At 65.0% G+C, this 16,375-nt stretch carries 19 protein-coding genes; 5 read left to right on the forward strand and 14 right to left on the reverse strand.

Annotation, left to right across the window (positions count from 1 at the left end; all coding sequences use genetic code 11):
• Positions 1 to 22: 22 nt before the first annotated feature.
• From K8M09_RS17500 to K8M09_RS17520, 5 genes are all read right to left on the reverse strand, one after another.
• Positions 23 to 295 carry an HPr family phosphocarrier protein gene (locus tag K8M09_RS17500; RefSeq protein WP_160786132.1) on the reverse strand — a complete coding sequence of 91 codons (273 nt, stop codon included), beginning with the start codon at positions 293 to 295 and terminating at the stop codon, positions 23 to 25.
• Positions 296 to 310: 15 nt separating this feature from the next.
• The gene (locus K8M09_RS17505) at positions 311 to 712 is read right to left on the reverse strand and encodes a PTS sugar transporter subunit IIA (RefSeq protein ID WP_160786131.1); all 402 of its coding nucleotides are present in this window, start codon (positions 710 to 712) and stop codon (positions 311 to 313) included.
• Positions 713 to 862: 150 nt separating this feature from the next.
• Positions 863 to 1,318 (reverse strand): HPr kinase/phosphorylase, encoded by a 456-nt coding sequence (locus K8M09_RS17510; RefSeq protein WP_160786130.1) that lies wholly within the window; start codon positions 1,316 to 1,318, stop codon positions 863 to 865.
• Complete coding sequence (locus K8M09_RS17515; RefSeq protein ID WP_160786278.1) at positions 1,315 to 3,093, reverse strand: sensor histidine kinase; 1,779 nt, start codon at positions 3,091 to 3,093, stop codon at positions 1,315 to 1,317. The genes K8M09_RS17510 and K8M09_RS17515 overlap by 4 nt, the downstream gene beginning before the upstream one ends.
• A gap of 121 nt (positions 3,094 to 3,214) precedes the next feature.
• The gene (locus K8M09_RS17520; protein ID WP_160786129.1) at positions 3,215 to 3,949 is read right to left on the reverse strand and encodes a response regulator transcription factor; all 735 of its coding nucleotides are present in this window, start codon (positions 3,947 to 3,949) and stop codon (positions 3,215 to 3,217) included.
• A gap of 314 nt (positions 3,950 to 4,263) precedes the next feature.
• Here K8M09_RS17520 and K8M09_RS17525 point away from each other — a divergent pair, with 314 nt between their 5' ends.
• From K8M09_RS17525 to K8M09_RS17540, 4 genes are all read left to right on the forward strand, one after another.
• Positions 4,264 to 5,874: a phosphoenolpyruvate carboxykinase gene (locus tag K8M09_RS17525; protein WP_160786128.1), complete on the forward strand. Its 1,611-nt coding sequence runs from the start codon at positions 4,264 to 4,266 to the stop codon at positions 5,872 to 5,874.
• A gap of 114 nt (positions 5,875 to 5,988) precedes the next feature.
• Positions 5,989 to 6,423 carry an alternative ribosome rescue aminoacyl-tRNA hydrolase ArfB gene (gene arfB / locus K8M09_RS17530; RefSeq protein WP_160786127.1) on the forward strand — a complete coding sequence of 145 codons (435 nt, stop codon included), beginning with the start codon at positions 5,989 to 5,991 and terminating at the stop codon, positions 6,421 to 6,423.
• Positions 6,424 to 6,498: 75 nt separating this feature from the next.
• Positions 6,499 to 7,011, forward strand: a complete 513-nt coding sequence (gene lysM, locus K8M09_RS17535) for a peptidoglycan-binding protein LysM (RefSeq protein WP_160786126.1) — start codon at positions 6,499 to 6,501, stop codon at positions 7,009 to 7,011.
• Positions 7,011 to 7,634 carry an alpha-ketoglutarate-dependent dioxygenase AlkB family protein gene (locus K8M09_RS17540; protein WP_160786125.1) on the forward strand — a complete coding sequence of 208 codons (624 nt, stop codon included), beginning with the start codon at positions 7,011 to 7,013 and terminating at the stop codon, positions 7,632 to 7,634. Before lysM ends, K8M09_RS17540 begins: the two co-directional genes overlap by 1 nt.
• Before the next feature lie 16 nt (positions 7,635 to 7,650).
• On the opposite strand, the gene coaA is transcribed toward K8M09_RS17540, so the two are convergent.
• From coaA to K8M09_RS17580, 8 genes are all read right to left on the reverse strand, one after another.
• A complete protein-coding gene (coaA, locus tag K8M09_RS17545; protein ID WP_160786124.1) occupies positions 7,651 to 8,646 on the reverse strand; it encodes a type I pantothenate kinase in 996 nt (331 codons plus the stop codon).
• Positions 8,646 to 8,966 carry a phosphoribosyl-ATP diphosphatase gene (locus K8M09_RS17550; protein ID WP_160786123.1) on the reverse strand — a complete coding sequence of 107 codons (321 nt, stop codon included), beginning with the start codon at positions 8,964 to 8,966 and terminating at the stop codon, positions 8,646 to 8,648. The genes coaA and K8M09_RS17550 overlap by 1 nt, the downstream gene beginning before the upstream one ends.
• A gap of 10 nt (positions 8,967 to 8,976) precedes the next feature.
• Positions 8,977 to 9,753, reverse strand: coding sequence for an imidazole glycerol phosphate synthase subunit HisF (gene hisF, locus K8M09_RS17555; protein ID WP_160786122.1), 777 nt, complete (start codon positions 9,751 to 9,753; stop codon positions 8,977 to 8,979).
• Positions 9,750 to 10,493 carry a 1-(5-phosphoribosyl)-5-[(5-phosphoribosylamino)methylideneamino]imidazole-4-carboxamide isomerase gene (hisA, locus tag K8M09_RS17560; RefSeq protein WP_160786121.1) on the reverse strand — a complete coding sequence of 248 codons (744 nt, stop codon included), beginning with the start codon at positions 10,491 to 10,493 and terminating at the stop codon, positions 9,750 to 9,752. The genes hisF and hisA overlap by 4 nt, the downstream gene beginning before the upstream one ends.
• A 1-nt stretch (position 10,494) precedes the next feature.
• Entirely contained in the window at positions 10,495 to 11,136 is a 642-nt protein-coding gene (gene hisH, locus K8M09_RS17565; protein ID WP_160786120.1) for an imidazole glycerol phosphate synthase subunit HisH, read from the reverse strand.
• A 1-nt stretch (position 11,137) separates the two neighbouring features.
• Complete coding sequence (locus tag K8M09_RS17570; protein WP_160786119.1) at positions 11,138 to 11,608, reverse strand: DUF2628 domain-containing protein; 471 nt, start codon at positions 11,606 to 11,608, stop codon at positions 11,138 to 11,140.
• 24 nt (positions 11,609 to 11,632) lie between these two features.
• The gene (hisB, locus tag K8M09_RS17575; RefSeq protein ID WP_160786118.1) at positions 11,633 to 12,226 is read right to left on the reverse strand and encodes an imidazoleglycerol-phosphate dehydratase HisB; all 594 of its coding nucleotides are present in this window, start codon (positions 12,224 to 12,226) and stop codon (positions 11,633 to 11,635) included.
• A 92-nt stretch (positions 12,227 to 12,318) separates the two neighbouring features.
• On the reverse strand, positions 12,319 to 14,325 hold the full coding sequence (locus K8M09_RS17580; protein ID WP_160786117.1) for a hydantoinase/oxoprolinase N-terminal domain-containing protein: 2,007 nt from the start codon (positions 14,323 to 14,325) through the stop codon (positions 12,319 to 12,321).
• Positions 14,326 to 14,449: 124 nt separating this feature from the next.
• Between K8M09_RS17580 and K8M09_RS17585 the strand changes: the two genes are divergently transcribed.
• The gene (locus K8M09_RS17585; RefSeq protein WP_160786116.1) at positions 14,450 to 14,989 is read left to right on the forward strand and encodes a hypothetical protein; all 540 of its coding nucleotides are present in this window, start codon (positions 14,450 to 14,452) and stop codon (positions 14,987 to 14,989) included.
• Here K8M09_RS17585 and K8M09_RS17590 read toward each other — a convergent pair.
• Positions 14,934 to 16,343, reverse strand: a complete 1,410-nt coding sequence (locus tag K8M09_RS17590) for a cytochrome P450 (RefSeq protein WP_160786115.1) — start codon at positions 16,341 to 16,343, stop codon at positions 14,934 to 14,936. The two genes, K8M09_RS17585 and K8M09_RS17590, sit on opposite strands and share 56 nt — an antisense overlap.
• Positions 16,344 to 16,375: the final 32 nt, after the last annotated feature.

Genomic DNA, 16,375 nt, shown 5'->3' on the forward strand with positions numbered 1-16,375 from the left:
TATCCTTATATTAACGGAGGGCTTACATCTCCTCGCCGAACCGGTCGGCGATCAGCGCATCGAGCGCGGCGAGCACCTCGCTGGCCTGCGCGCCCGTGGCGGTGACGAAGACGCTGCAGCCGGGGCTGGCGGCCAGCATCATCAGGCCCATGATCGAGGTGCCGCCGACCGTCATGCCGTCCTTGGAGACGGTCACTTCGGCGTCGTAGCCGTCGACCGTCTGCACGAACTTTGCCGAGGCGCGGGCATGCAGGCCCCGCTTGTTGATGATGAGAAGCTCTTTCGAGACGGTCATGGGCGGCGGGAAACCTTATTTGCCGCTGAGGACGCGGCTTGCCACGTTGATATATTTGCGACCGGCCTCGGAGGCGTCGATCAGCGCCTTCTCCATATTGTTCTCGCCGCGCACGCCCGCCAGCTTGATCAGCATGGGCAGGTTGACGCCGGCGATCACCTCGATGCCGTTGCCGGTCATCACGGAGATGGCGAGGTTCGACGGGGTGCCGCCGAACATATCGGTGAGGATGATGACGCCATGGCCCTGGTCGGCCTTGTTGACCGCCTCCAGGATGTCCTGACGGCGCTGGTCCATGTCGTCCTCGGGACCGATGCAGACGGTCTCAATGGCCTTTTGCGGACCGACGACATGTTCAAGGGCATGCCGGAATTCCTCCGCCAGCTTGCCATGGGTGACAAGCACCAGTCCGATCATCAGCAGTCGCTCCAGTTTCCCAATTCAAACGGACGGCTCATTACTGCAATGCAACAATTCCGTCCACCGCTGGGGTCGCCATCATGTCAATGAAAAGCCCAAGTGCAAGCCCTAAATGGCCGTCTCCGTGGATTGCCGGGGCTTTTGCGCTCAATCGCGCAGGATTTCCGGGTGGATCGTGGCCAATATCGAAAAAGCCGTGCAGCCGGCAAGGAGCGGCAGCCGCGTCAGCGGCAGGACATGTCCGGGCAGGACCTCGAAGGTTTCGCCCTCCGGCGGCAGCCGCTCGGCAAAGGGCGGCGTGACGGGGCGGATGGCGCGATGCAGCACACCCTTCCCGGTCGTTTCCACCTTGACGATCCCCGCGCCGCGCACCTCCGCAAGGCCGGCAATGCTTTCCGGTGCCTGTGCGACAAGCTGGCCGTCTTCTTCGGAAACGAGAACCTGATCGTCGCTGACAAGTGCAGCGGCAAGGCCGCACGCCTTGGCTTCATAGATGCAATGGAGGGCGACGGAGCTTTTGCCTGCGCCGGAGGGACCAACGAAGAGAAGCCCGGTCGAGCCGATCACGATGGCCGTTCCGTGCACGTTGGCGGGGCCGGTCATTTCTGCGTGCCGGCCGGCAGGGCGAGGGTGAAGCGCGCACCGAGCTTTTCGCCGGTCGCCTTGTCGAGGATGTTGTCGGCCTTCAGCGTGCCGCCATGGGCCTCGGCGATCTGGCGCGAGATGGAGAGGCCGAGGCCGGAATTCTGGCCGAAGCCCTCGCTTGCCGGCCGGTCCGTGTAGAAGCGCTCGAAGATGCGGTCGATGTCTTCCGCCTGGATGCCGGGGCCGTTGTCCTCGACCTGGATGAGGCAGCGGTCGTTCCGTCCGCGGGAAAGCCGGACGACGATGCGCCCGCCGGGATCCGGCACGAAGGAGCGCGCATTCTCGATGAGGTTGGTGACGATCTGGCCGATGCGCAGCTCGTAGCCGGAGACCTCGAATTTCGCCTTCGGATTGTCCTTGCGGTCGACGACGAAGTCGAGCGTGACGGGCTTCTTGCGCGTATTGACCTGCCGGGAGATGTCGATGAGGTCGCCGAGCAGCTTTTCGAGGTCCACCTTGCGCGCGTCGCTGCGGGCAAGTTCGGCATCGAGCCGCGAGGCGTCGGAAATGTCGCTGATCAGGCGGTCGAGGCGGCGCACGTCATGCAGGATGATATCGAGCAGGCGCTTCTTCGATTCGTCCGTGCGGGCGAGCGGCAGGGTCTCGACGGCGCTGCGCAGCGAGGTTAGCGGGTTCTTCAGTTCGTGGCTGACATCGGCGGCAAAACTCTCGATCGCGTCGATGCGGTCGTAGAGCGCCGTCGTCATCTGGCGCAGCGCGATGGAAAGGTTGCCGATTTCGTCCTGGCGTACGGAGAAATCGGGGATTTCCTCACGTTCCTTCGCCCCGCGCCGGACGCGGATCGCCGCCGCCGACAGCCGGCGCAGCGGATTGGCGATGGTGCTGGAGAGCAGCAGCGACAGCGCGATATTGACGAGACCCGCGACGCCGGCAACGCGCATGATGGCAAGCCGCTCGGCATGCACGATCTTGTCGATATCGCCCGCCTGCGTCGACAGCAGCAGCACGCCCAGCACCGCGCGAAAACGCTGCACGGGCACGGCGACCGAAACGATCAGCTCGCCCTTGTCGTTGACGCGCACGACGGCGCCGCGCACGCCTGTCAGCGCATTCATCACTTCCGGGTAGATCGAGCCATCGCCGCCCGGCGCTTCCTTGTATTGCGGCAGGTTGCTCGGCTGGAGGATGCGGTTGAACCAGACATTGAGCTGATCGAGGAGGCCGGGGCTTTCGGATTCCACCGGCGGCAGATCGAAGCGCAGCACCTGTCCCTGCGTGTAGAGATGGCGCGAATCGAGCAGCAGGTTGGCGTCGGTATCGTAGATGCGGGCGCGGGTGCGCGTCGGCGAGATCAGCCGTCTGAGAACGGGCGCCACGCGCTCGGGATTGATCGGGAATTCGAGATCGTCGTCGCCCGGCAGCGGGGTGATGCTCTGGCCGGCCTGCAGCTCCAGCAGCTTTTCCGGGTCGATGGTGATCGAATTGGTATCGACCGAGGCGGAGGCCGAGATCGCGCCGGCGATGATTTCGCCCTGGGTCAAAAGGCTCTCGACGCGCGCATCGATCAGGCCCTCGCGGAACTGGTTGAGATAGAGAATGCCCGCGACGAGCACGACCAGCGCGACGAGGTTGAAGAAGAGGATGCGCCGCGTCAGGCTGGAGAAGACGGCATTGCCGAAGATGCGGCGGGCCAGCGTGAAGGGATGGGTCCAGCGGCGTCCGGCGCGCGGCGCGGGCCGGCCTTCGGCGTCCTCTCCATCCTTTTCAGGCACGGTCTGCGACAAGCGGGTTCATCCTCTCACGCGGTTCCGGCTGGAACCGCGCCAATTCTGTCCGGCGCGAAGCGCCTGCCGCGGCATGGCATTGCCGCGGCGGTCGATCAAGCGAAATCGCTCAGGCGCTCTCGCGGAAGCGGTAGCCGACGCCGTAGAGCGTTTCGATCATGTCGAAGTCGGTGTCGACCATCTTGAACTTCTTGCGAAGGCGCTTGATGTGGCTGTCGATGGTGCGGTCGTCGACATAGACCTGCTCGTCATAGGCCGCATCCATCAGCGAATCGCGGCTCTTGACCACGCCGGGGCGCTGGGCGAGCGAATGCAGGATGAGGAATTCCGTGACGGTCAGCGTCACCGGCTCGCCCTTCCAGGTGCAGGTATGGCGCTCCTGGTCCATGACGAGCTGGCCGCGCTCCAGCGAGCGGGCGGCCACTTCCCCGGCCTTGGCCGCGCCGGCGGCGCCGCTGGCACCGGAGGCAGCCGCTTCGCGGCTGGAGGCGCGGCGCAGGATCGCCTTGACGCGCTCGACCAGCAGACGCTGCGAGAAGGGCTTGGTGATGAAGTCGTCCGCGCCCATCTTGAGGCCGAACAGCTCATCGATCTCCTCATCCTTGGAGGTGAGGAAGATGACGGGGATATCCGACTTCTGGCGCAGGCGCCGCAGCAGTTCCATGCCGTCCATGCGGGGCATCTTGATGTCGAAGATCGCAAGCTGCGGCGGGCGGGCGAGAAGGCCGTCGAGCGCGGAGGCGCCGTCCGTATAGGTCTCGACCTTGTAGCCTTCCGCCTCGAGCGCGATCGACACGGATGTGAGGATATTCCGGTCGTCGTCCACCAGTGCGATCGTCTGCATCCTGCTCGTCTCCATGTTCATGAGCGCCTTTCCCGACTTCGGATTCGTGTTCCTGTCCTGGATGAATGAGCGCCTGTCTGGGGGTAAAGGTGGAACAAATTGTGGCAAAGATAAAGGGTGAGGTTTCGGGGGTGATTTTCGATGCGCTTTTAAATCGATTATTCAAACGATTAAAAAAGTAATGTGATTATTTAAATCGATTAATAGATTGATATTGTTGCCTAATTTCCATTTCCCCCTTGTTTTTATGACAGCGGCAGATTAGTTTCCCCGAAAATTCACCTGGCTCTTCGTCCACGGAGGAAATCTGGACCATGCAGGAACTTGGCGTTCGCAACCCCGCTCTGGGGCTTACCGAGATGGGCATCAACACCAGCGGCGCGGTCCGGTACAACTTTGCAGCGGAGGCTCTCTATGAAGAGGCCCTCGGTCGCGGCGAAGCGGTCAAGACGGCCCATGGCGCGCTTCGTGCGCTGACCGGCCAGCACACCGGCCGCTCGCCGAAGGACAAGTTCGTCGTACGCGACGAAAACACCGACGGCGCCATCTGGTGGGACAACAACAAGGCCGTGTCGCGCGAGCATTTCGATGCGCTGCATGCCGACATGCTGGCCCATGCGGCCGGCCGCGACCTCTTCGTGCAGGATCTCGTCGGCGGCGCCGACAGGGACTACGCCCTGCCGACCCGCGTGATCACCGAGCTTGCCTGGCATTCGCTCTTCATCCGCAACCTGCTCATCCGCCCGGAAGAGAAAGACCTTGCGGCCTTCGCGCCGAAGCTGACGATCATCGACCTGCCGACCTTCAAGGCCGATCCGGCCCGCCACGGCGCACGCACCGAAACCATGATCGCCTGCGACCTGACGCGCGGCATCGTGCTGATCGCCGGCACCTACTATGCCGGCGAGATGAAGAAGTCGGTCTTCACCGTGCTCAACTGGCTGCTGCCGTCGGAAAAGGTCATGCCGATGCACTGCTCGGCCAATGTCGGCCCGGCCGGTGACGCCGCCGTGTTCTTCGGCCTGTCGGGCACCGGCAAGACGACGCTTTCCGCCGACCCGAACCGCACGCTGATCGGCGATGACGAGCACGGCTGGGGCGAAAACGGCATCTTCAACTTCGAAGGCGGCTGCTACGCCAAGACGATCCGTCTTTCGGCCGAGGCCGAGCCGGAAATCTACGCCACGACCCAGCGTTTCGGCACCGTTCTGGAAAACGTCGTGCTCGACGCCAATGGCGTTCCGGACTTCAACGACGGCTCGCTGACGGAAAACACCCGCTGCGCCTATCCGCTGCACTTCATCCCGAATGCCAGCGAGACCGGCCGCGCGCCACACCCGAAGACGATCATCATGCTGACGGCCGACGCCTTCGGCGTGATGCCGCCGATCGCCAAGCTGACGCCCGACCAGGCCATGTACCACTTCCTCTCCGGCTACACCGCCAAGGTCGCCGGCACGGAACGCGGCGTGACCGAGCCGGAAGCCACCTTCTCGACCTGCTTCGGCGCGCCCTTCATGCCGCGTCACCCGACGGTCTACGGCAACCTCCTGAAGGAACTCATCGCCGAGCACGGCGTCGATTGCTGGCTGGTCAACACCGGCTGGACGGGCGGCGCTTACGGCGAAGGCCGCCGCATGCCGATCAAGGCGACCCGCACCCTGCTCGCCGCCGCCCTCGATGGCTCGCTGAAGGATGCGCTCTTCCGCCGCGACGACAATTTCGGCTTCCAGGTTCCCGTCTCGGTGCCGGGCGTCGATACCAAGATCCTCGACCCGCGCTCGACCTGGGCGAACGGCGCCGCCTACGACAAGCAGGCCCAGAAACTCGTCGACATGTTCATCACGAACTTCGAGAAGTTCGAGGATCAGGTCGACGGCAGCGTCCGTGACGCGGCTCCGGGCCTCAAGGTCGCCGCCGAATAAAGCTTTCGGCAATGATTCACGTGAAACCCGGTCCATCAGGCCGGGTTTTTCGTCTCTGGAGCCGGCTTCCCGTTTGCCTTTCCCGCCGCTAAAACGGGCGGGAAAGGAAATGCCATGGCCAGCGACCCGCTTTACATCAACGCTTCGATCACGATTGCCGGTTGGGAGCTGACCGAGCAATTCGTGCTGGCCGGCGGGCCGGGTGGGCAGAACGTCAACAAGGTCTCGACGGCGGTCCAGCTCTTCTTCGACCTGCGCAACTCGCCCTCGCTCAATGAGCGTATCAAATCGAATGCGGAAAAGATCGCCGGCCGCAGGGTCTCCAAGGAGGGCGTTCTGCTGATCGAGGCGAACCGCTTTCGCAGCCAGGAGCGTAATCGCGAGGATGCGCGCGAGCGGCTGAAGGAGCTGATCCTCAAGGCCGCCGAGCCGCCGCCGCCGCCGCGGCGCAAGACGAAGCCGACGAAAGGCTCGGTCGAACGCCGGCTCAAGGCCAAGGCGGGCCGGTCGGACGTGAAACGCATGCGCGCCAAGCCCGGTGGAGAATGATTGCCACAACTTGGCCGTTTATGGGTAGGATTGACCTGAAGCCGGCATAAGTCCGGGAATAACAGGGAGGTAGCCATGGGTCTCTTCAGTTTCATCAAGAACGCCGGCAAGAAGCTCGGCATCGGCGACGACGAGGCGCCGGAGGCCGAGGCGGTCAAGAAGGAACTGGATTCCTTCGATCTCGGCACGAAGAATGTCGAGGTCTCCGTCGAGGGTGACAAATGCGTGCTGAAGGGCGTCGTAGCCGACCAGACGGCCTTCGAGAAGGCCGTCGTCGCGGTGGGCAACACGCTCGGCATTTCCAAGGTGGAAGCCGCCGACCTCAAGGTCATTGCCCCCGGCTCCGACCTCAAGATCACCCAGGCCGACATGGCCGATCTCCTCAAGGCCTCTGCCCCGGCCGGCGAACCCGTGCTCTACACCGTCAAGAAGGGTGACAATCTCTGGAAGATTGCCGAAACCCACTACGGCAAGGGCAAGGGCGCCAAGCACACGATCATCTTCGACGCCAACCGCCCGATGCTCTCCCACCCGGACAAGATCTATCCCGGCCAGGTGCTGCGCATCCCCGACGTAGCGGAAGCGTAATGGCGACCGCCGAGCGCGGCCTCGCCCCGGGGCTGCGCTACGTTCCCGACCGTTTCGACCGTGCCGCGCAGGAAGCGCTCGTCGCCGCCATACGGCAGGTCGTGGCCGACGCGCCGCTCTTCGTGCCGCGCATGCCGAAGACCGGAAAGCCAATGTCGGTCCGCATGACCAATTGCGGATCGCTCGGCTGGGTGACGGACAAGGAAAACGGCTATCGCTACCAGCCGACCCACCCGGAGACCGGCCGTCCCTGGCCGGCTATTCCCGAGGCGCTGCTGGCGCTCTGGGACGAGGTCTCCGGCTTCGCAAAGCCGCCGGAAGCCTGCCTCGTCAATTTCTATGACCCCGATGCGAAAATGGGCCTGCATCAGGATCGCGACGAGAACGAGTTTTCCGCGCCGGTCGTTTCCGTCTCGCTGGGCGATCAATGCCTGTTTCGCGTCGGCGGCGTTTCACGGAGCGATCCGACGCGGTCGTTCCGGCTCTCGAGCGGCGACGTCTTCGTTTTCGGCGGGGAAAGCCGGCTGATCTTCCATGGCGTCGACCGGATCTATCCCGGCACGTCGACGCTCCTGAAGAATGCCGGACGCATCAACCTGACGCTTCGGCGCGTCAATCCGTAAGCCGGCCGTAAGCCGGCTACAGCTTGCGCAGCGCCACCGTCTCGATCAGGTGATTCCTGCCCTTTTGCAGGATCAGGTCGGCGCGCGGGCGCGTCGGTAGGATGTTCTGGTGCAGGTTCTTCAGGTTGATATTGTGCCAGAGGCCTTCCGCGATGGCGAGCGCGGCGGTCTCGCTGATCGTCGCGTAGCGGTGGAAGTAGGAATCCGGGTTCTTGAAGGCGGTTTCGCGCAGGCGCATGAAGCGTTCCACGTACCAGGCGTGGATCAGCTTTTCCTCCGCGTCGATATAGATCGAGAAGTCGAAGAAATCCGACACCATCGGCACGATCTTGCCGTCCGCCGGCAGGTTGCGCGACTGCAGCACGTTGATGCCCTCGAAGATGAGGATATCGGGCCGGTCGATCGTACGCGATGCATTCGGCAGCACGTCATAGGTCAGGTGCGAATACATCGGTGCCTTGACGTCCTTCTTGCCGGCCTTGATGGCCGAGAGGAAGCGTAGCAGCGCGCCGATATCGTAGCTTTCCGGGAAGCCCTTGCGGTCCATCATGTTTTCGCGCTGGAGCACGGCGTTCGGATAAAGGAAGCCGTCGGTCGTCACCAGATCGACCTTGGGGCTGGAGGGCCAGCGCGACAGGAGCTCCATCAGGATACGCGCGGTGGTCGACTTGCCGACCGCGACGGAGCCGGCAATGCCGATGACGAAGGGCGTCTTCGCCTCGTCCGAGAGGGTGAGGAACTGCTTTCTCTGCTCGAAGAGCATCTGCGAGGATTCGACATGGGCCGAAAGCAGGCGCGAGAGCGAGAGATAGATGCGGCGGACCTCATCGAGGTCGATGGGGTCGTTGAGGGAGCGCAGGCGCTGGACCTCGTCTCCCGTCAGCGTCAGCGGCGTATCGGCCCGGAAATGCGCCCATTCGTCTGCCGTGAAGAAGCGGTAGGGCGAATAATCGCGGTTTCCGAAATCGTCCGGAATATCCGGCTGGTCCTTGTCGCGCGCTGCCTGGATCATCAACTCTTCCGGCTGGCTTTTTCCGCAAGGCCGGACTGGCCTGTGCGCCGTTCCAGCTCCCCCATGACATCTTGTAACGGGACGCCGCCGATTTTCAATACGACCATGAGATGATAGAGCAAATCGGCCGTTTCGCTCGTCAGATCGGCCTTTTTGCCCTCGATGGCCGCGATAACGGTCTCGACGGCCTCTTCTCCGAGCTTTTTCGCCGCTTTCTGCTGCCCGGCCGCAACGAGCTTCGCCGTCCAGCTTTCCGAGGGATCGGCTGCGGCGCGGGCCGCGACGATGGCTTCGAGATCGGCAAGGGTGAAGGTGCTCATGGGATGCTCCTCAGTCGAGCCGCATGGCGATGCCATGCTCGGCCATGTAGCGCTTGGCCTCGCCCACCGTATAGGTGCCGAAGTGGAAGATCGAAGCGGCTAGAACCGCCGTCGCATGGCCGTCGCGCACGCCTTCGACGAGGTGGTCGAGATTGCCGACGCCGCCGGATGCGATGACCGGAACGGAAACGCGATCGGCAATCGTGCGGGTCAGCGCGATGTCATAGCCGCCCTTCTGGCCGTCGCGGTCCATGGAGGTCAAAAGCAGTTCGCCCGCGCCGCGCTCCACCATCTTTTCCGCAAAGGCGACGGCGTCGATGCCCGTCGCGTTGCGGCCGCCATGGGTGAAGATTTCCCAGCGGTCTTCCTCGCCTTCGGCCGAGACCTTCTTGGAATCGATGGAGACGACGATGCACTGGTTGCCGAACTTGTCGGCCGCTTCCGCCACGAAATCCGGGTTGGAGACGGCGGCCGAATTGATCGAGACCTTGTCGGCCCCGGCCAGCAGCAGCTTGCGGATGTCGGCGACCGTACGCACGCCGCCGCCGACGGTGAGCGGCATGAAGCAATGGTCGGCCGTGCGCGCCACGACGTCGAAGATCGTGTCGCGGTTGTCGGAGGAGGCGGTGATGTCGAGGAAGCAGAGTTCGTCGGCGCCGGCCGCATCGTAGGCCTTGGCCGATTCCACGGGATCGCCGGCATCGACCAGGTTGACGAAGCTGACGCCCTTGACCACACGGCCGTCCTTGACGTCGAGGCAGGGGATGACGCGTGCCTTGAGGGTCATGCTGCACGTCCTTTCGCATCGCGGATCATGGCCAGCGCTTCGGCGGGGTCGATGCGCCCGTCATAGAGCGCCCGGCCGGAAATCGCGCCTTCGAGCTTGCGGGCGTCGGGGGCGACGAGGCGGCGGATGTCGTCCATGGAGGCGAGGCCGCCGGAGGCGATGACGGGGATGGCAACGGCGTCGGCCAGTTCCAGCGTCGAGGCCCAGTTGATGCCCGTCAGGATGCCGTCACGGTCGATATCGGTATAGATGATTGCGGCGACGCCCGCGCCCTCGAACTTCTTCGCAAGTTCGATCACGCCGAGTTCGGAGGCTTCTGCCCAGCCCTCGACGGCCACCTTGCCGCCCTTGGCGTCGATGCCGACGGCGACCTTGCCGGGGAACTGCCTGCAGGCCTCGATGACGAGAGCCGGATCGCGCACGGCGACGGTGCCGAGGATGACGCGCGACAGGCCGCGCGACAGCCAGCTTTCGATATGGTCGAGCGTGCGGATGCCGCCGCCGAGCTGCACCGGGTTCTTCGTCGCCTTCAGGATGGCGTCGACGGCCGCGCCGTTGACGCTTTCCCCGGCGAAGGCGCCGTTGAGGTCGACGACATGCAGCCATTCAAAACCCTGGTCCTCGAAGGCTTTTGCCTGCGCGGCCGGGTCGGGATTGTAGACGGTGGCCTGGTCCATGTCGCCGAGCTTGAGGCGAACGCACTGGCCGTCTTTCAGGTCGATGGCGGGAAAGAGGATCATATCAGGGCTTCCAGCGCAGGAAATTGGTGATGAGGGCGAGGCCGAGCATCTGGCTCTTTTCCGGGTGGAACTGCGCGCCGGCCTTGTTGCCATTGGCGACGAAGGCGGTCATCGGCCCGCCGTAGTCGACGGTCGCGACCACGTCTTCCCGGTGTTCCGCGGCAAGGTGGTAGGAATGCACGAAATAGGCGTGCAGCGTTTCCGGAATGCCGTCGAAGAGTGGGTGCGGGTGCCTGCGGTCCAGCGTGTTCCAGCCGATCTGCGGGATCTTCAGGTTCGGGTCGCTGGGCGTCATCTTCACGACGTCGCCCCTGATCCAGCCGAGACCCTCGGTCACGGTCTTTTCCAGGCCGCGCGAGGACATGAGCTGCATGCCGACGCAGATGCCGAGGAACGGGTGCGCCTTGTTCTCCACCACGTCGCGCAGCGCTTCCACCATGCCGGGCACGGCGTCGAGACCGCGGCGGCAATCGGCATAGGCGCCGACGCCGGGCAGCACGATGCGATCGGCGGAAGCGACGCGCTCGGCCTTGTCGGTGAGGTCGATTTCGGCAGGAATGCCGGCTTCGCGCGCGGCGCGCTCGAAGGCCTTGGTGGCCGAGCGAAGATTGCCCGAGCCGTAGTCTATGATTGCAACGCGCATGTCAGCGTCCTTCCTTGAAACCGACGAGGCCGAGCATGGGAGCGTGCTGGCGACGGGAGGTTTCGGAGGCCGGAAGGGAAACGCTCTCACGCGTCTGCGCCTCGCCGGCCGGGGTTTCCGTGTCGTAGATGTCTTCCGCCGTCGCGCGGTCGTCGGCAGATATCACCGCATCGACCGTCCAGCCGCGCCGTTCGAGGCCGGCGACGACCATGGAGGGGCCTTCCAGCGCGACGAGCAGGCTTGTCGCAAGGCACAGGCCAAGGCCGGCAAGGCCGAAGACGGGATGGTCGGCGACGGCCGAGCCGAGCGCCTGCACCGCGAAGGCGAGGGCGGCGGCGAGCCAGGCCCGATGCCACAGCAGCCAGATCACCGGCAGGAAGAGCGCGAGCCAGGAGAAACGGTCGCGGACGATCCGGGCCTTTTCATCGCCCTTTCGGGCACCTGGCGGTATCAGAACGAGGAACGCGGCCATGACGGCCTCCAGCTTTGCCTTCGGTCAGGCCAGCGAACCCTTTGTCGAGGGAACGCGGCCCGCCTGGCGGGGATCGATCTCGGTCGCGGTGCGCAGCACGCGTGCGACGGCCTTGAAGCACGTCTCTGAGATATGATGGTTGTTCGCGCCGTAGATGTTCTGGATATGCAGCGTGATGCCGGCATGCTGGGCGAGCGCCTGGAAGAATTCGCGCACCAGCTCGGTATCGAAGGTGCCGATCTTCGGGGCGGAGAAAGTCACGTTCCACACGAGGAACGGGCGGCCGGACACGTCCACGGCGGCGCGGGTCATCGTTTCGTCCATGGCAAGGTCGAGCGAGGCGTAGCGCGTGATGCCGCGCCGGTCGCCGAGCGCCTTGGCGATGGCCTGGCCGATGGCGATGCCGGTATCCTCGACCGTGTGATGGTCGTCGATATGCAGGTCCCCGTCGGCCTTGATGTCCATGTCGATGAGCGAATGTCGCGCGAGCTGCTCGAGCATATGATCGAAGAAGCCGACGCCCGTCGAAATCTTCGACGTGCCGGTGCCGTCGATATCGACGGTGACCGAAATGCTGGTCTCGTTCGTCTTGCGCGAAACGCTGGCGGTGCGGCTCATGGGTTTCTCCGGTATTTTATCGCCGCTCCATAACAGGGCTGTCATGAAAAGACCAGTCTTTCGCGGGCTTTCGGCGATTGGCGCGAGCGCTCCTATTGCGCTTCCGCGATGCGCGGACGCCCGCTGGCGGTGGCCGTGAAACGAGCCTCCATCAGCTTGCGCCGGCCCTCCACTTCGGGGGCGTCGATATCCTCGGTGAGCGTCACCACCGGCTCGTCCGCGCCGTTCGCGCGGGCCGCATGCAGCGCCGCCGTCATCGCGCGTTCCTTCGCCAGCGCGAAGGCCTCGTTCTCGTCGATGAAGCGCGCGCTTTCGCCCGCGCCGCCGACGATGAAGATGCCTTCGTCGGGCATGGTCACGAAAACCGTGACGGCGGTGCGCACCTGCCCGACAACCGCGCCCACCGCATTGGCGACGCCGGCGTCGGTCGGAATATTGGACTCTGCGCCCAGCATCTCGGCGATAGCCGGGTAATAGACCGGGGCCGACGCGCCGAGGCCGACCAGCGGGCGGTCGAGCGCGATGCGGAACTGCACGATGCCGGGAACCCGGTGCAGCGCACGATGAACGGAGGCGGAGACGGTCGGATCGATCGATCCCGCGCCGTCATCGGCAAGGCAGGCGGAGAGGATGACGTCTGACGACTGGCGGGTGAGCCGGTCGACGATGAGGCGCGCCAGGTCCTCCGGGCTTTCGGCAATGGGCCGCCCGGTGCCGTCCTTGGTGCGGGCGGCAAGCTCCAGGCCGAGGCGGGCGGCGGCGGCATCCCATTGGCCCTGTCCGCCGAGCACATGCATGGCGTCGGACGGGGTGATGCCGCAGATATGCACGAGGCCACGCGCCACGAGCCGGTCGAGCGTCGCCTTTTGCAGCGTCGTCGCCAGCAGCCCGTCGAGCGGCAGCGGCGTGGGGCCGATTTTTTCGTAGAGCGCCTGTTCCTGCGGCAGCAGGCCGCTGGCGAGCCGTTCCGGTACGCCGGTGCGCACGGCGAAGCGCCCGTCGTGCCGGCCGGCATGGGGCGCGCGGACCTGGCGCTCCAGAACCGGGAGGACGGTCTCGGGATGGAGGGCGGAGGCAAGGCTGAGCGGCATGAAGCGGCGCGGGCCGAGATCGATCTTCGCCTTGAGGCCGCGATCGTCGATGCGCACTTCCGAATCGCCGCCGAGGCCGAAGGTCCGCATCGCGACCGCCTCGACCATGGTGCGATAGCCGCCGACCACCGCGCCATCGGCATCGAGCTTGGGGCGGCCGCCGTCGAGCACGGCGACGTCGGTCGTCGTGCCGCCGATATCGGAGACGACGGCACTATCGAGGCCGGTCAGGTGCCGCGCGCCGACAAGGCTTGCCGCTGGGCCGGACAGGATGGTCTCGATCGGGCGAAGCCGCGCCTCGGCGGCCGAGATCAGCGCGCCGTCGCCGCGCACCACCATCATGGGCACGTCGATGCCGCGGCGCTTCAGGTAATCCTCGCAGGAACCGATCAGCCGGTCGATCATCGAGACGAGGCGGGCGTTGAGCAGCGTCGTCAGCGCCCGGCGCGGGCCGCCGAGCTTGGAGGAAAGCTCATGGCTGCAGGTGACGGGCAGGTGCGAGACCTCGCGGATGCGCGCGCGCACCCGCTCCTCGTGCGCCGGATTGCGCACGGCGAAATAGCCGGCGACGGCAAAGGAGGAGACCGTCTCGGCAAGGAGCGGCAGGGCTTCGTCCAGCGCGCTCATGTCGAGCTGCGTTTCGGTGCCGTGGACGTTATGGCCGCCGGGCAGGAAGAGCACGGGATCGTTGCCGAGCGCGTCGGCAAGGCCGTCGCGCTTGAGGTCTTCCGGGGCAAAGCCGATCATCACGAGGCCGGCGCGGCCGCCCTGGCCTTCGACCAGCGCATTGGTGGCGAGCGTCGTGGAGAGCGAGACGAGGCCGATGGTGGAAACGGGAGCCTTCGCCTCGGCCAGCACCGCCTCGACCGCGCCGGAAATGCCGACCGAGAGGTCATGGCGCGTGGTGAGCGCCTTGGCGCGGGCGACGACGCCTGCCGTTTCGCTGTAGAGTACGGCGTCCGTATAGGTGCCGCCGGTATCGATGCCGAGTAACAAATGGTCTGCCACGAGAATTCTTCCATGCGTCCCGCCGTCTCTTTGCAAAGCGGGCCTGCAATGGTGTTATTGCATGTCCGGGCCGATTGCCACCGTTCCAGCGGCGACATCGGGTGAAAGAACGAGGAGCCAGCCATTGACCGACCGCGCCATCCGAAAGCCGCTTCTGGCCGCCCTTCTCCTCATTGCCGGCAGCCTGCCCGCGGGTGCGCAGGAGGACGAGGAGGAGCAGTACCGGGCGCAGATTCCCGACGTTTCGATCTACAAGGCGATGCTGGATGCCAACAAGCAGACGGGCTGGGTGCAGTTCCGTGAATTCGCCGGCCGGCAGCTCATCTATTTCACGGCGTTGCAGACCATGCATTGCCGGCTGAAGGAGGTGCGCTACTCGATCAATTCCGACGCCCTCGACAAGACCTTCCCGATGGCGGAATGCGATCCGCAACTGCCCTTCAACCTGCCCTCGGACGACACGAACAACTGGCTCTATATCGAACTGAAGCCGGGCGGGGCCGAGACCATCGCCGTGCAGGCCGTCTGGGACGACGGCAGCGGCAGCGAGATCGTCGTCTACCAGCCCTGCAAGGACCCGGAAGCGACCTGCGCCGCCATCAAGACCATCAAGAAGGCGAAGAAGCGCACCGACGAGCCGTCACCCTCAACGCCAGCCCGTTAGCCGGCTGCGTCGTCAGGCGCTGCACCGGCCAGGGCTTCGTTTCCGCCGTCATGTCGAAGCGGAAGCGGTGCATCAGCACGCCGAGCGCGATGATCGCCTCCTGCATGGCGAAGGTCGCGCCGATGCAGATGCGCGGCCCTGCGCCGAAGGGTAGATACTGGAAGCGGTGGATCGCCTCGCGGTTCTCCGGCAAGAAGCGCTCCGGCATGTAGGCGCGCGGCTTCTGCCAGAGCAGTTCGTGGCGGTGCAGCGTCCAGGGCATGACGAGGATGGTGACGCCCTTCGGAATCTCCACCGCCTCGCCGGAGGGGCTGGTCCAGCGGTCATCGGCGATCGCCTCGCGGTTGATCGAGGGCGCGGGCGGATAGAGCCGCATCGCCTCCTCGAAGGCGGCGCGCGTCCAGGGCATGCGGTCCAGCCAGTCGACGGGATCGGCGCCGCTTGCAAGAACACGGTCGATTTCCTCCTCCATCGCCTCGCGAACATGCGGGGAATTGGCCACGCAATACAGCGTCCAGGCGAGCGCCCGGGCCGTCGTCTCGTGGCCGGCGCCGATGAAGGTGAGGATATTGTCCTCCACCTCCTCCATGGTCAGGCCCTCCGGCCCCGCCGCGCGCAAGAGCAGCGTCAGGAAATCGTTCGGTGCGCCGTCGCCGTCCTTTGCCATGCGCTTCAGGCGCAGGTCCATCGTGTCCCGCACGATGCGGCGAAATTTTCCCAGTACCTTGAGGCCGCCGATGCGCGTTATCCGCGGCACCCAGGACGGCGCGCGCAACAGATCCATCGGGTCGATGCGGCCCATGGAATGGAGGAGGTCGTCCACGTCGTCGGCGAAATTATCGGAGGAGGTGACGATCTCGCCGGAAAACAGCGTGTCGGAGAGCACGGCGAAGGCGAGTTCCGTCATGTCGTTGCCGATGTCGAAGATCGCGCCGTCCGCGCCTTCGTATTTTTGCGCGTAACGCTGCGACTGCGCCAGCATCTGCGTGGCGAAACCCTTGGCGTGGCGCGGCGTGAAGATCGGCGCGACGGCCTTGCGCGAACGCCGCCAGACCCAGCCCTCGGCCGTCAGCAGCCCGTCGCGCAGGATCGGCCGCAGCACGAGCTGGCGGACCGTCGCCATCCTGTAATTGGCGGCGTTGTCGACGAGCAGGTATTTGATGAGACCGGGATCGTTGACGATCAGCGTCTTCTCGCCGAAGAAACTCGTCATGATCCAGGGCAGCGTATAGGACGGCGTGCCCCACAATTCCAGCGGGTTGCGGAAGACGGTGCGGATGATCTCGAGCTTCGAGGGCGGCACCGTTCGGGGGATCGGCGCTGGCGGTTCGAACGGCTCGGGGCGCATGTCCATCGTCTGCCTCCTTCCATCGGCTCTGTCGAAGG

The organism is Shinella zoogloeoides (assembly GCF_020883495.1).
In the GTDB taxonomy this organism is placed as follows: Bacteria; Pseudomonadota; Alphaproteobacteria; order Rhizobiales; family Rhizobiaceae; genus Shinella; species Shinella zoogloeoides.